We start from the raw sequence: 13,927 nt of genomic DNA, 5'->3' as shown, positions 1-13,927 counted from the left end.
CTATGGGAAGTGCCAAGATGACGGAACCGACAACCCCACCTGAAAAGGTTGAGGAAACGAACACCGCGACTGAACACGAGATCCAGCCAGCATCCAATCTCAATAACAATACTTCTGGTGAGCAGGTCGCTAAAACTGTGAAAAAAGAATCCACAAAAGGGCCGGTGCTCGGTGCTATCGCTATCGTTATAGCGATAGCACTTGGTGCAGGCTTGTATTATCACGGCCAACAGCAAGTTCTGGCTCAACAAGCTGAAAACAATGAACTCAGCGACCAGCTGACCGCATTGCATAACGAACAGGCTCAGGAAAAACTGCGCATTAATGCGTTGATCAACCAGCAAAACAAAGCGCTTAGCGTGACCGATCAGTTGCAAACCTCACAGTCGCAGCAGCTAAAAGAGCTTGAAGCGAAAGTAGCCGCCATTTCCGGCAGCGATGCGAAAAACTGGCTGCTGGCTCAGGCTGACTTCCTCGTCAAGCTTGCGGGCCGCAAACTGTGGAGCGATCAGGATGTGACGACCGCAGGCGCATTGTTGAAAAGCGCAGATGAAAGCTTGGCTGAAATGAATGACCCAAGCCTGATTGACGTTCGCCGTGCCATTACCGAAGACATTGCCTCGCTGGCCAGCGTCAGTCAAATTGACTTCGACGGCATTATTCTCAAGCTGAATCAGCTATCTAACCAAGTTGACGATCTGCGTTTAGCGGATAACAACACCGACGAAGCGCCGATGGATGAAGACAATGGTGAAGTATCAAGCTCATTGACCGAATGGCGACAGAATCTGGTGAAAAGCTGGCATAACTTTATGTCGGAATTCATTACCGTACGCCGTCGTGACAGCAGTGCAGAACCTTTGCTGGCCCCAAATCAAGACGTCTATCTACGCGAAAATATTCGTTCTCGCCTTCTGGTTGCCGCACAGGCTGTTCCTCGTCATCAAAACGAGGTTTATCAACAGTCGCTTGAAACTGTCTCAACGTGGGTTCGTGCCTACTTCGACATGAACGATCCGACAACCAAAGCTTTCCTAAGCCAGTTGGATGAACTCAGCCAGCAGTCCATCAATATGGATGTTCCTACCGAGCTGAAAAGCCAGCCGTTGTTGGAAAAACTGATGCAAACCCGCGTGCGTAATTTGATGGCAACACCTTCAGTGCCAGCCGCTGCACCCGCAACGCAGGGGGAATAGACATGCTTAAAGTCTTATTGCTGTTTATTATCCTGATCGCTGGGATCGTCCTTGGGCCGATGTTTGCTGGTCATCAAGGCTATGTCCTCATTCAAACGGATACCTACAACATTGAAACCAGCGTCACATCGCTGGTGATCATGCTGATCCTACTGATCGTGGTTCTCTTCGCGATTGAATGGGTGCTACGCCGCGTATTCCGTACAGGTGCCCGCACTCGTGGTTGGTTCGTTGGCCGCAAGCGTACTCGCGCTCGCAAGCAAACACGTGAAGGCTTAATGAAGTTAGCCGAAGGTGATTACACTCAGGTTGAAAAACTACTTTCACGCAATGCCGACCACGCAGAGCAACCTGTCGTTAACTATTTGCTAGCCGCAGAAGCCGCGCAGCAACGCGGCGATGACCTACGTGTAAACCAGTATTTGGAACGTGCGTCAGAAGTTGCCGATAGCAACCAACTTCCAGTGGATATTACCCGTGTACGTATTCAATTGGCGCGTGGTGAAAATCATGCCGCACGTCACGGCGTGGATGCACTGCTTAACGTGGCTCCGCGCCACCCTGAGGTTCTTCGCTTAGCTGAACAGGCGTATGTGAAAACGCAGGCATATCAGTCATTGCTTGAGATCCTGCCGAGCTTGGCGAAAGCCAACGTGTATAACGACGAAGAGATCCAAAAGCTGCAACTTCAAGCTTACATTGGTCTAATGAACGAACGTATGGCCAACGGCGGTAGCCTCGAGCTGAAGAGTTGGTGGAATGACCAAAGTCGCAAAACTCGTCATGAAACAGCGCTGCAGGTGGCCATGATTGAGCATCTCATTGAATGCAACGATCACGATACCGCTCAGCAGATTTTGGTAGACGGCTTGAAACGTAAATTTGACGAACGTTTAGTACTGCTGATGCCGAAACTGAAATCAGGTAATCCTGAACAGTTGGAAAAACTGTTGAATCAGCAAATTAAGCAGCATGGCGCAAGCGCTCTGCTCAATAGCACCTTGGGACAACTCTTGATGCGCCATGGTGAATGGCAACAGGCAAGCGATGCGTTTCGTGCCGCGCTGAAGCAGCGCCCTGATGCCTATGACTATGCATGGCTGGCTGACGCACTTGATAAATTGCACCGTCCAGAAGAAGCGGCACAGATGCGACGTGACGGCTTGTTATTGACGCTCAAGCAAGAGCAGCCTGCAAATCCATCCTAAGAATTACTTCACTTCTTGAAAGCCCGCTATGCGGGCTTTTTTATTGCCATTTTTCGGCAAAAAAAAACACCTGCCAAAAGGCAAGTGTCTAAAAGGACAATCAGATCTTAGGACAACTGATTGGTGTCTCACTCAACGTTACGCCCGTAGCTTGATGAAGGGTCAAAACCACTATCATCAGAATCGGACAATAGACACCGTAAATTGGCTCTGCGTCATTCGGAGGTTTATGAAGCTTTCGCAAACATAAGGAGGTGAATGAGCATCTACAGGTTAGTTAATGCACATGGCATGCCAAGTTTTGGTTAAATGGAATTTAAACCGTCTTTTTCCACTATCCGCTAAGCCTGAAGCTTTATGCAGTACAGAGTTTTTGTAGTTGTTAGAGATTTTCAGCTGATTGAAAGCCCATATCATGATTCTAAGTAGTAGAACTCATTTTAAGTTCATAAACTGTCGCTTAAAAACGACATTGTTTCCGTGATTATTATTTATTCAATAAAATTAATAAGTTATAAGTCTCAATTCAGAGACATCACAGATAGCCTTTGTCGTGAATAGCCAACGAGTTAAAAATAGTTTTTTAAATCAACATGATAAAAAATAGAGGTATCACAGAGAGGTTCATGGGAAATGAAGCGAAAAAAGAAGAGGAATTTTAGACGAAAAAAAACCCCGCATTGCGGGGTCTTTCTCAAGAGTGGTCGGCGAGAGAGGATTCGAACCTCCGACCCACTGGTCCCAAACCAGTTGCGCTACCAAGCTGCGCTACTCGCCGATACAATTCTTTTCACCGATAATGCTAATTTCACATTATGGTTTTCTAGCTGTGTGAAAAAGATTTCTTTGTGAAAAATCATTTTCATAAATTGGTCGGCGAGAGAGGATTCGAACCTCCGACCCACTGGTCCCAAACCAGTTGCGCTACCAAGCTGCGCTACTCGCCGATAACTCTTTAAACTACCAAGAGTTCGTACTGCTAAATGACCTCAGTCATTTTACTACTCACAGATTTACCAATTCTAGATTGGTTGTGGTGCGAAGAGAGGGACTTGAACCCTCACGTCCGTAAGAACACTAACACCTGAAGCTAGCGCGTCTACCAATTCCGCCACCTTCGCAATGCCACTTAAATCTGGGGTGGCTAATGGGACTCGAACCCACGACAACTGGAATCACAATCCAGGGCTCTACCAACTGAGCTATAGCCACCATCAATTCTTCTAACGCGGTATCGTATTGTACTACATACTACCTCAATACCACCGCAGCTCTTGCACACAAAGCTTAATAAAAAGCTTTTTATAAAACTGGTGCGCCCGACAGGATTCGAACCTGAGACCTCTGCCTCCGGAGGGCAGCGCTCTATCCAGCTGAGCTACGGGCGCTTAGCGCCGTTGCGGGAACGGATATTACGGACTTGGTGCCATGCTGTCTAGTGCTTTTTGTCATAAATATTGCGTTTGATTAGACTTTGCGCATTCTGACGCAAAAGTCGACGCTTTACTCTACGACTTCTATCAAATCATCAGTGTTTATCAGCTATCGATGGATTTTCATCCACGAAGCAAGCGGTGAGCGAACATACCGATGATAGATAAAAGTGACAACAATAAGGGGCTAAAAGCCCCTTTAACCTATGGGCTATAGACGACCGCCGTAGTAATACCCTAAAAACTTAAGCAGTTTCAGCTGACGACGCCAACGTGTAGGCTGCGACAGCAGGCGATAAAGCCACTCCAAGCCAAGCTCTCGCCAGACTTTAGGCGCGCGCTTAACATGCCCAGTAAATACGTCATAGGTTCCGCCAACCCCCATATAAAGTGCATCAGGATAAACGCTACGGCAGTCGCGCATCAGGATTTCTTGTTTAGGCGAGCCCATGGCGACGGTCACAATCTTTGCGCCGCTCATCCGGATACGCTCAAACAGCGCGGCACGTTCTTCAGGCTTAAAGTAGCCATCTTGGCTACCCACGATATTTACGTTCCATTGCTGGCGCAGTTTAGCTTCAGTTTCGGCCAAGACTTCTGGTTTACCACCAATCAAGAATACCGGCGTTCCTCGCTCTCCGGCACGCTGCATCATGGCTTCCCACAAGTCGGCGCCCGCGACGCGACTTAAATTCGCGTTTGGATATTTGCGGCGTATCGCACGAACCATGCTGATGCCATCGCAATATTTATACTCCGCGGCCCCAATCAGCTCACGCAAAGGCTTATCTACCTCAGCGGTCATGACCTTTTCAGCATTGATGGCAACCAAGGTGCCTGTTTTGAGTTCCCCATCGTCAAATAGGTGCTCAAGAAAGTGTGGCATATCACGGAAGCCCCAAAGCTCAATACCCCTGATGTCATATTTAGGAATGGGGTTTGTCGTCTGCATGTTCATTATCCTTGTAATACCTTTTCAACCGGAGCCGCAGCCCGTGATGTTCGATTCCGGCGTACGTGTTGTCGAATCAACCCAGCACTATCAAATAGCCAATAAAGTAGTTTTGCGAGCAGTAAACACAGTCCAAAGATCAGGCAGAAGAACACCACACGTGAAACAAAGGAGTCCACACCCTCACGCGCCAGCACGATAATGTTAAATACCGCACCAAAACAAAATGCCTGCATCACTGCTGCTTTGTAGCGGTTTGGTTCTCGCTTGCCCTTTTCGTAGAGCCAATCGAACCACTTAATAATCATCCCCACTGCAACTGCGCCCAACGGGATAAATGCGACGCCGCCCATCACGACCAAAGAACCAATCAGCGTTGGCGAAATAGCTAAACCAGAATGATTGTTCAGCACTTCCCAAGTAAAATAGTTAGCTGTATTGAAGACTTGATCGGGGCGCCCCGGCCACATCCAACTTGGGATGAATACATAGAAGTCACGGATGATCGGAGCCAGTCCTTGGAATTCAATCTTGTCGTAATTCTGCAGCAATAAGCCTAAGTTTTCCCACGGCGAGAATGTATCTCGCGTGAGATATAAGAACGTATAAAACGCCTCATCGCCGCTAACGTTCATCCCGTAGCGTTTAAGCGCAAGCCAGAACATACCGACAATACCTAAAACCCCCGCAGCCACTAGCATCCACAGCGTGATCCAGCCGCGAACAATGCCGATAAATAAGAACAGCGCAAAGGCGATGATAATATTGGCGCGGGTTCCCCCGACGATCACATAGGTCAAAATACCAAATGCTACCGTGCTCACTAAAAAGAACAGCCACGCACGCTGATCCTTCTTGAGAAAATAAACCACCAGCATGGCGGGAATGAAGAAGTAGAAGAAGCGTTTAAGCGCTACTCCCGACACATCACTTGAAAAGATCTGGCTATATGAATGCAGCTTAAACAGCAAGAAGCCGTTGTTCATAAAGAACACGCCAACGGTGCCAATCGCAATCAATGCCAGCAGGATCCATGTCAAATGCGCTTCGACACGGTTAACACTGAACATCGAACGTTCAACGTTAGCCTTCTGGACCGGTCTTAGGCGGGTTTTATAAGTGACATAATAAATGGCATAAAATGCCGTTGCTGAAAGCTGGGCATAAAGCAGATATTCAACGGGAACAATCGTCACATCAAACCGGAATACCAGCATACAAGTCAGCGGAAACCCAAAGTAAAACGTCAGCAAAAACAGCAATGAAAAGAACACATTGAAGTTAAAACGTACGCGACGAAACTCTTTATAGGTCAAAAATAAAACGAAAACGACCGAGAAAAAGTAGACCAGCGAAAGCCCGCCTAATTGCGCCAGAGTCATACTTGCTCCCCTGCAGCAATCGCTAATGCTTGCTGCCAACCATCTATATAGTTTGGATTAAAGAACGCAATTTGGCCCTTATCGACCCCGTTCATCTGCCGCTGCGCTTCACGCACCACGCTTGGGTCTAGCGAATCAGCGTAAAACAGTACCGGTAAATGCTGCTCAGCCAGATCCTGCCAGAATGGATTCTGGCGGCTCAAAACAAACGGCACGCCAAACTGAATCAACAGGCACAAAGTCCCAATCCCCTGCTGGCGATTGAAAATGAAATAGCCCAAATCACAGCGGCGTAAAATATCGAGATAATCATCGAAAGCCACCTGTTCGGTCAGGAGCTGTACATTCTCCACAGGAAATAAACGCTCAGCCGCGTCTCTCACTTGAGCAATATAAGCCTCATTATTCGCCGGATAGCCCAGCGGGATAATGATGCGATTGTGGCCACCGAACTGCTCTTTGATGGATTTCAACGCTTCAATATGACGATTAGTTCGATCGCCCGAATTCCCAACTAAAATAGTCAGCGGGCCATCCGGTGCTTTTTGTGGATTTTCCAGCGTCAGCGCCGGATCCATGCGCGTAGGGAAATAGAGCAAAGAAGCGGGTACGCGAGGGTGACGCTGCTGGTAATGGATTAGATCACCACGCGTAGCAAATACGTGTCCAATTCTCCCCTGAGCCACTCGGCGTAGCAGATAGAAAAGACGGAATTTCCAGCTGGTTGCATCCTCGTACAGGTCTGCGCCCCAAACATGCCAAGCTACCTGCGAGGATTTGATTTTCCCCGTCAGTATCGCAATCCACAGCGTGGGATTAAATTGTCCGTGCATGAAGAAGCGTACAGAACGATCGGCTTGAGCTCGCTTAATGACCGCTTCAGCTAAGCTTTTTTTATCGGGCCAAACGGCAACGTCGAGTTTATCAAACGCGCTAAAAGCCGAAGCATCGCGCGCGGCAACCATAAAGCGCTGCGACTGTTCTACAGGTACGCGCTCACTCAGCACATCGTTAAAGAAGCGCAGCACGGTGAGGTTATGGTGTGGGATATCCGATCCCAGAACGTGAATCAGTGTCGTCATGCCCGTCTACGATAAATCAAGAATACAGATGTGCAGAGCAGGAAATAGACGATGTAAGTCGCCATATATGCCTGAGCTGCCCCAAGAGCGCCATGCTGCGGGATCAGCCAATGAGAGAACCCGGTTAGCAAGATGAACTGGCTAACTTCGGTCATGACATAAAAACGCAGCGATGCTTTGGCAATCACCAGATAGCCAAAAACATAAGATCCGACTTTCAATACATCGCCGACCAATTGCCAAGCAAAGAGATCGCGCATTGCCGTAAATTTATTGGAGAAGAGCAACCAAATGGCGAAATCGCGCAGCAACCATACGGTAAAACTCGCCACGGCCACAGCCGGTAATACAAACATGAGCGAGCGCGTAATTTCACGGCTGATTTCATGCTTACTCACCAAACGCGATAGCGTAGGCAATAGATAAACACTAAAGGATGCCGTGATAAACTGCAGGTAGGCATCTGAAATACTGCTAACGCCCTGCCAAATCCCCACTTCATCCCAGCTATAGTGCTGAGCCAGCAGATTTCGCATCATCACATAGGCCACCGGCAGCGTCACCGACGTGATGAGCGCCATGATGGTGAATTTGCCTAGGTGACTCGCAATGGCTTTATCCCAACCGAGACGAAAATAACTTAGCGGTATATGTTGGCGTTTAAACAGCATGAATGCCGCAGGGATCACCACTATGGCCGGAACTAGCGCCAACCCAGCTAATGCGCCAGGATAGCCACCAAACGCATAGCAGAGATAGTACGCCACCACGCCCAGCAAACTACCGCCGATAATCGATAGCGCGTTGCCACGTGCGTCACGGAAGCCTTTTAGTACCGCCATAAAAAAGTTGGCGTAGGCAATCCCCATCTGGATAAACGCCACGGCGCGAACTATTGGTTGATAGTCTGCGTGCCCGAATAACCCTACGCTTATAGGTTCAGCGGCTATCAGGAATACTATCGCCAGCAGGGTCGAGAACCCTAAAATCATGCTAGATGAGGTGCCAACGACCGCTTTTAAACGATCCGGCTGCTGATGGTATTCAGCGACGTATTTGGTAATACCGTTAAAAATACCCGCACCAGATAACACACCCAAAACGGTAACCATCTGGCGAAAGTTTCCGGCCTGCCCCACGCCACTCGGACCAAAAGAGACCGCTAGAAGTTTTACGACCAAAAGCCCTACCCCGATTTTTATCAGCGTAGAGCCTGCCGTCCAAAGAGATGCTTTTGCTAATGACATCAGCCGAAGAAACTCAGGATCGTATTGATTACCGTACGTTGGTTAACGTCAGACATATTATAGAACAGCGGCAGACGGGCTAAACGCTCGCTCTCTTTGGTGGTGAAGTTATTCTCACCAGCAAAATGACCAAAACGCTCACCTGCTGGGCATTCATGCAGCGGAATATAGTGGAATACCGACATGATTTCGGCTTCTTTCAGATAGCTGATAAACGCCGAGCGCTGCTCAATATCATTCAGTTTAAGGTAGAACATGTGCGCATTTTGCTGGCAATCATCAGGTACGGATGGCAGCTCAACTTTGCCCTTTTTAGCTAACGGTAAAAACGCATCATAATAATTCTGCCAAAGCTGCAAACGGCGCTGATTGATCTTCTCAGCGGCTTCCAACTGAGCCCATAAATAAGCGGCCTGAAGGTCAGACATCAAATAGCTAGAGCCAATATCACGCCAGGTATATTTATCGACGAGGCCACGGAAGAACTGGCTACGATTGGTGCCTTTTTCACGAATAATCTCCGCACGCTCAATCAGCGCCGGATCGTTAATCAGCGTTGCGCCGCCTTCACCACCGGCGGTGTAATTTTTGGTCTCATGGAAGCTAAAGCAACCAATATGGCCAATGGAGCCCAACGCTTTGCCCTTGTAAGTCGACATCACGCCCTGAGCGGCATCTTCCACCACAAACAGGTTATATTTTTTTGCCAACGCCATAATGGTGTCCATTTCACAGGCCACGCCCGCGTAGTGAACCGGCACAATCGCGCGAGTTTTATCCGTGATAGCAGCTTCAATTTTGCTTTCATCGATATTCATCGTATCTGGACGCAGATCGACAAATACGACCTTCGCGCCACGCAGCACAAACGCATTAGCCGTGGAAACAAAGGTAAAACTCGGCATGATGACTTCGTCGCCAGGCTGAATATCCAGCAGTAGCGCAGCCATTTCCAAAGAGGCAGTGCACGAAGGCGTCAGCAACACTTTAGCGCTGCCAAAGCGTTGTTCCATCCACTGCTGGCAACGACGGGTAAAACCACCGTCACCGCACAGCTTGCCGCTGCTCATCGCAGCCTGCATATACTCAAGTTCGGTCCCTACCACTGGAGGAGCATTAAATGGAATCATGTGTTCACCTGTATAGCCAGTAGGCCGTGCTTTCAATCACGGCACCGCTGCGGATATAAAGCCGTAAAGCCGGAATATTGCCAATTTGCGTTGCGACATGCAGGCGCGATAGGCTTTTATCCCGACACCAATTTTGTGCCAATAGCATTAACTGCTTGCCGACGCCCAGACCGGTAGACTCTGGCGCAACCGCCAGTAGACCAATTCTGGCCTCACCATTATCAAGAGCTCGCAAGGTGACAAAACCTGCGGGTTTCATCTGTGCATTCAGAACTAACAGACATTGGTGGTCAAAGGTGCCCAGCACGGCTTTTTCCACCCACTCGGCGTAAAAACGCGCGCTGTCGCCTGTTTGATACCAAGGCGCGCGGAAGCGGCTGAGCGCGAAAGCCTGAGCGGCCTGAGTTCGTAGCCAAGGTATCTCCTCAGCCGAGGCAATGCGGCTAGAAACAGCCATCGTCTGTGAATTAGCAGGTTCCGTGCCAAGTTGGTCTTCTTTTATCGAAAGAGAAAGATCAATCTCTCCCTCAACCAAACGAAAACCTAGGTTCGCTAAGTCATCCGCCAACGCAACTTGGTTGGCGGGAATTTTGGCCTGCACAATATCAAACGGCTGAAAATCAGCCGTTGTTAATAATGGAGCCGCCGTAGAAAAAGCTAACTTGGCGGTACGGAGATGAAAATATTCACTCTCCCACGCCAAGGGTTCAATACTAGCGTGGATGCACATGCAATCGACCCATTAAGTATTTGCCTTTCAATTTTCTTAAGAAAAAATTATTGCAGACCCAAGCGCTCACCGGCGTAAGATCCATCCTGCACGCGCTTCCACCACGACTCATTGGCCAGATACCATTGAACCGTTTTGCGGATGCCGCTTTCGAAGGTTTCTTGAGGTCGCCAACCAAGCTCACGCTCAATTTTGGCTGCATCAATGGCATAGCGCATATCGTGCCCAGGGCGATCGGTCACATAGGTAATTAAATCAGCATAGTGCTCAACGCCTTCTGGTTTATTAGGAACAAGCTCCTCCAGAAGAGTACAAACGGTTTTCACAACGTCGATATTTTTGCGTTCGTTATGACCACCGATGTTATATGTTTCGCCAATAGCACCTTCGGTAACCACCCGATACAACGCACGTGCATGATCTTCAACATAAAGCCAATCACGGATCTGGGCTCCATTGCCATAAACGGGTAATGGCTTGCCCGCTAATGCGTTGAGGATAATCAATGGAATTAGCTTCTCAGGGAAATGATACGGACCATAGTTGTTCGAGCAGTTGGTCACGATAGTCGGGAAACCATAGGTCCGTAACCAAGCGCGTACCAAGTGATCGCTGGATGCCTTGGAAGCCGAATATGGGCTACTTGGTGCATATGGCGTGGTTTCAGTGAAGAAATCATCGGTGCCATGCAGATCGCCATATACTTCGTCGGTTGAAATATGGTGGAAACGAAATGCTTCTTTACGCGATGCATCAAGCCCATTCCAGTACTGACGAGCGGCTTCTAACATCGTATAAGTACCGACGATGTTGGTTTCGATAAAATCGGCAGGGCCGTCAATAGAACGATCGACGTGGCTTTCAGCGGCCAGATGCATGACATAGTCGGGCTGATACTGCGCAAAAACGCGATCCAATTCGCTGCGGTTACAAATATCAACCTGTTCAAACGCATAGCGCTCGTTATCAGCTACAGGCGTGAGCGATTCCAAATTGCCGGCATAGGTCAGCTTATCAACCACCACGACACTGTTATTTGTGTCTGCAATAATATGTCGTACAACGGCGGAACCAATGAATCCAGCGCCGCCGGTTACAAGAATGCGCTTCACTTCCATACCCCTTTGGTGTCAACGATGTAGTCCTGAGCAACTTGCTCAGCAGGAATGGCTTTAAACTGTTTGTGATCGACCAACATCACGATGACATCCGCGTCACGCAGAGCATCATCAATAGCAGCCAGCTCGGCATGACCAATCAGTTTCTTCGGCAACTGCTCAATATTTGGCTCAACAACCAGCGTTTTACCCACGTGCCATTCGGAAATCATATGTGCAATTTCCATCGCAGGGCTTTCGCGTAAATCGTCAATGTCAGGCTTAAAGGCCAATCCAAAGCAGGCAATTTTGACTTCAGCGGCACGTTTGCCAGTTTGAGCTAAGCAATCAGCAACGGTAGCCTTAACGCGGTCAACCACCCACAGAGGTTTACCGTCATTAACCAAACGTGCGGTATGAATTAAACGTGCCTGTTGTGGATTCTGAGAAACGATAAACCAAGGGTCAACCGCGATGCAGTGTCCACCAACGCCTGGGCCTGGCTGCAAAATATTGACGCGAGGATGACGGTTGGCAAGGGCAATTAAATCCCAAACATTGATACCCTGAGTATCACAAATCAACGACAGCTCATTAGCGAAGGCAATATTCACATCACGGAAGCTATTTTCCGTTAACTTGCACATTTCAGCGGTGCGTGAGTTCGTTACTACGCATTCACCTTCGAGGAATATCTTATAAAGCTCGCTGGCCCGCGCGGAACATTTTGGCGTCATTCCACCAATCACACGGTCATTTTGGATAAGCTCAACCATCACTTTTCCCGGCAATACACGCTCAGGACAGTAGGCGATATTTACATCTGCCGCTTCCCCAGCTTGATGTGGGAAGGTTAAATCTGGGCGAGACTCAGCCAGCCAAGCAACCATTTGCTCAGTGGCACCGACGGGTGAAGTAGACTCAAGGATAACCAAGTCGCCTTTTTTCAACACCGGTGCAATAGATTTTGCCGCAGACTCCACATAAACCATATCGGGTTCATGATCGCCTTTAAATGGCGTAGGTACCGCGATCAGGAAAGCATCGGCAGCTTCGGGTTTGGTTACCGCACGTAGGAAGCCACCCTCAACGGCCTGTTTAACGACCTTGTCCAAGTCCGGCTCCACAATGTGGATAGCACCGCGATTAATAGTATCGACGGCGTGCTGGTTCACATCTACGCCAATCACTTTCTTCTGACGTGAGGAAAATGCGGCGGCTGTTGGTAAACCAATGTATCCCAAGCCAATAACAGAGATAGTTTCAAAACTCATAACGTCACCTGATGATTTTTTAGGGCTTCAAGGATGCGCTGACAGGCGTGTCCATCGCCATACGGGTTATGTGCACGGCTCATCGCATGATATTCCTCATCATCCGTGAGAAGCCGGCTTACTTGTTCTAATATATCTTGGGTATCTGTCCCGACGAGGCGCACAGTACCTGCGTCCACAGCTTCTGGACGTTCGGTCGTATCTCGCATCACCAACACGGGTTTACCCAGTGATGGTGCCTCTTCCTGAATACCACCAGAGTCTGTCAGGATCATATAGGCGTGATTCATGAGGTAGACAAAAGGCAAATAGTCTTGGGGATCGATAAGAATCACGTTATCAATCCCACGTAGAATACGATTAACGGGCTCGCTTACGTTCGGGTTTAAGTGCACTGGATAAACAACTTGCACATCAGGATGCGTGCGAGCGATCTCGGCTAATGCACTGCAAATACGTTCAAAACCGCCACCAAAGCTTTCTCGACGATGCCCGGTAACAAGAATCATCTTCTTGTTTTTATCCAAGAAAGGATAACGCTGGTCGAGGCTTTCTCTAAGCGCATCATCACTGAACACACGGTCGCGTACCCAAATCAAAGCATCAATAACGGTATTACCCGTTACAAAGATATTTTTATCGGAGATAGCTTCTCTAATCAGGTTCTGTTTGGAGGTTTCCGTTGGCGCAAAGTGGAACATGGCCATATGACCTGTCAGAGTACGGTTAGCCTCTTCCGGCCACGGTGAATAGAGATTTCCGGTGCGCAAGCCCGCCTCAACGTGACCAACGGGGATACGCTGGTAAAAGGCGGCTAGGCTTGCAGCCATCGTCGTCGTCGTATCACCATGCACTAATACGATGTCAGGCTTAAATTCTTCTAATACCGGCTTCAAACCTTCAAGAATACGACAGGTTATTTCACTTAACCCCTGACCTGGCTTCATAATATTGAGGTCATAATCAGGCACGATACTAAATAGATGTAATACTTGATCCAGCATCTCACGATGCTGAGCAGTTACGCACACTTTCGCTTCAAAGGCATTATCCTTTGCCAAAGCATGAACCAGTGGTGCCATTTTAATGGCTTCAGGACGGGTTCCAAATACAGTCAATACTTTCACTGTAGATCTCTTTTTATCAGTAAATTACGACCATTAGCCGTAGTTTGGGCACCTTTCGGTGCCCAATAG

At 48.6% G+C, this 13,927-nt stretch carries 11 protein-coding genes and 5 tRNA genes; 2 read left to right on the top strand and 14 right to left on the bottom strand.

Annotation, left to right across the window (positions count from 1 at the left end; genetic code table 11):
- Positions 1-17: 17 nt before the first annotated feature.
- Entirely contained in the window at positions 18-1,196 is a 1,179-nt protein-coding gene (gene hemX, locus AB3Y96_RS00865) for a uroporphyrinogen-III C-methyltransferase (RefSeq protein ID WP_367298284.1), read from the top strand.
- Between the two features lie 2 nt (positions 1,197-1,198).
- Positions 1,199-2,404: a protoheme IX biogenesis protein HemY gene (gene hemY, locus AB3Y96_RS00860; RefSeq protein ID WP_072308788.1), complete on the top strand. Its 1,206-nt coding sequence runs from the start codon at positions 1,199-1,201 to the stop codon at positions 2,402-2,404.
- Positions 2,405-3,105: 701 nt separating this feature from the next.
- Here the strand turns inward: hemY and AB3Y96_RS00855 are convergent.
- The 14 genes from AB3Y96_RS00855 to wecB form a co-directional block, all read right to left on the bottom strand.
- Positions 3,106-3,182, bottom strand: a tRNA-Pro gene (locus tag AB3Y96_RS00855).
- 92 nt (positions 3,183-3,274) lie between these two features.
- Positions 3,275-3,351, bottom strand: a tRNA-Pro gene (locus tag AB3Y96_RS00850).
- A gap of 87 nt (positions 3,352-3,438) precedes the next feature.
- Positions 3,439-3,525 (bottom strand) — tRNA-Leu (locus AB3Y96_RS00845).
- Between the two features lie 15 nt (positions 3,526-3,540).
- Positions 3,541-3,616, bottom strand: a tRNA-His gene (locus AB3Y96_RS00840).
- Positions 3,617-3,715: 99 nt separating this feature from the next.
- Positions 3,716-3,792: transfer RNA gene (locus tag AB3Y96_RS00835), tRNA-Arg, on the bottom strand.
- Between the two features lie 256 nt (positions 3,793-4,048).
- Positions 4,049-4,795, bottom strand: a complete 747-nt coding sequence (gene wecG / locus AB3Y96_RS00830; RefSeq protein WP_072308382.1) for a lipopolysaccharide N-acetylmannosaminouronosyltransferase — start codon at positions 4,793-4,795, stop codon at positions 4,049-4,051.
- Positions 4,795-6,171 carry an ECA oligosaccharide polymerase gene (gene wzyE, locus AB3Y96_RS00825; RefSeq protein ID WP_367298283.1) on the bottom strand — a complete coding sequence of 459 codons (1,377 nt, stop codon included), beginning with the start codon at positions 6,169-6,171 and terminating at the stop codon, positions 4,795-4,797. Before wzyE ends, wecG begins: the two co-directional genes overlap by 1 nt.
- The gene (locus tag AB3Y96_RS00820) at positions 6,168-7,253 is read right to left on the bottom strand and encodes a TDP-N-acetylfucosamine:lipid II N-acetylfucosaminyltransferase (RefSeq protein WP_367298282.1); all 1,086 of its coding nucleotides are present in this window, start codon (positions 7,251-7,253) and stop codon (positions 6,168-6,170) included. Before AB3Y96_RS00820 ends, wzyE begins: the two co-directional genes overlap by 4 nt.
- The gene (wzxE, locus tag AB3Y96_RS00815) at positions 7,250-8,500 is read right to left on the bottom strand and encodes a lipid III flippase WzxE (protein ID WP_072308379.1); all 1,251 of its coding nucleotides are present in this window, start codon (positions 8,498-8,500) and stop codon (positions 7,250-7,252) included. The genes AB3Y96_RS00820 and wzxE overlap by 4 nt, the downstream gene beginning before the upstream one ends.
- Positions 8,500-9,630, bottom strand: a complete 1,131-nt coding sequence (gene rffA, locus AB3Y96_RS00810) for a dTDP-4-amino-4,6-dideoxygalactose transaminase (RefSeq protein ID WP_367298281.1) — start codon at positions 9,628-9,630, stop codon at positions 8,500-8,502. Before rffA ends, wzxE begins: the two co-directional genes overlap by 1 nt.
- Before the next feature lie 4 nt (positions 9,631-9,634).
- Positions 9,635-10,360, bottom strand: coding sequence for a dTDP-4-amino-4,6-dideoxy-D-galactose acyltransferase (gene rffC / locus AB3Y96_RS00805; protein WP_367298280.1), 726 nt, complete (start codon positions 10,358-10,360; stop codon positions 9,635-9,637).
- Positions 10,361-10,407: 47 nt separating this feature from the next.
- Positions 10,408-11,478 carry a dTDP-glucose 4,6-dehydratase gene (gene rffG, locus AB3Y96_RS00800; protein ID WP_367298279.1) on the bottom strand — a complete coding sequence of 357 codons (1,071 nt, stop codon included), beginning with the start codon at positions 11,476-11,478 and terminating at the stop codon, positions 10,408-10,410.
- Complete coding sequence (wecC, locus tag AB3Y96_RS00795) at positions 11,469-12,731, bottom strand: UDP-N-acetyl-D-mannosamine dehydrogenase (protein ID WP_072308376.1); 1,263 nt, start codon at positions 12,729-12,731, stop codon at positions 11,469-11,471. Before wecC ends, rffG begins: the two co-directional genes overlap by 10 nt.
- Positions 12,728-13,858 carry a non-hydrolyzing UDP-N-acetylglucosamine 2-epimerase gene (wecB, locus tag AB3Y96_RS00790; RefSeq protein WP_367298278.1) on the bottom strand — a complete coding sequence of 377 codons (1,131 nt, stop codon included), beginning with the start codon at positions 13,856-13,858 and terminating at the stop codon, positions 12,728-12,730. Before wecB ends, wecC begins: the two co-directional genes overlap by 4 nt.
- Positions 13,859-13,927: the final 69 nt, after the last annotated feature.

It is taken from the genome of Hafnia alvei (assembly GCF_964063325.1).
In the GTDB taxonomy this organism is placed as follows: domain Bacteria; phylum Pseudomonadota; class Gammaproteobacteria; order Enterobacterales; family Enterobacteriaceae; genus Hafnia; species Hafnia alvei_B.
Note: the sequence above shows the minus strand (reverse complement) of the source record. Positions and strands in the feature narration are given on the sequence as shown.

Excerpts from the sequence above, each read along its gene's own strand:
- hemX (WP_367298284.1), top strand. The coding sequence starts at position 18 with ATGACGGAACCGACAACCCCACCTGAAAAGGTTGAGGAAACGAACACC.
- hemY (WP_072308788.1), top strand. The coding sequence starts at position 1,199 with ATGCTTAAAGTCTTATTGCTGTTTATTATCCTGATCGCTGGGATCGTC.
- wecG (WP_072308382.1), bottom strand. The coding sequence starts at position 4,795 with ATGAACATGCAGACGACAAACCCCATTCCTAAATATGACATCAGGGGT.
- wzyE (WP_367298283.1), bottom strand. The coding sequence starts at position 6,171 with ATGACTCTGGCGCAATTAGGCGGGCTTTCGCTGGTCTACTTTTTCTCG.
- AB3Y96_RS00820 (WP_367298282.1), bottom strand. The coding sequence starts at position 7,253 with ATGACGACACTGATTCACGTTCTGGGATCGGATATCCCACACCATAAC.
- wzxE (WP_072308379.1), bottom strand. The coding sequence starts at position 8,500 with ATGTCATTAGCAAAAGCATCTCTTTGGACGGCAGGCTCTACGCTGATA.
- rffA (WP_367298281.1), bottom strand. The coding sequence starts at position 9,630 with ATGATTCCATTTAATGCTCCTCCAGTGGTAGGGACCGAACTTGAGTAT.
- rffC (WP_367298280.1), bottom strand. The coding sequence starts at position 10,360 with ATGTGCATCCACGCTAGTATTGAACCCTTGGCGTGGGAGAGTGAATAT.
- rffG (WP_367298279.1), bottom strand. The coding sequence starts at position 11,478 with ATGGAAGTGAAGCGCATTCTTGTAACCGGCGGCGCTGGATTCATTGGT.
- wecC (WP_072308376.1), bottom strand. The coding sequence starts at position 12,731 with ATGAGTTTTGAAACTATCTCTGTTATTGGCTTGGGATACATTGGTTTA.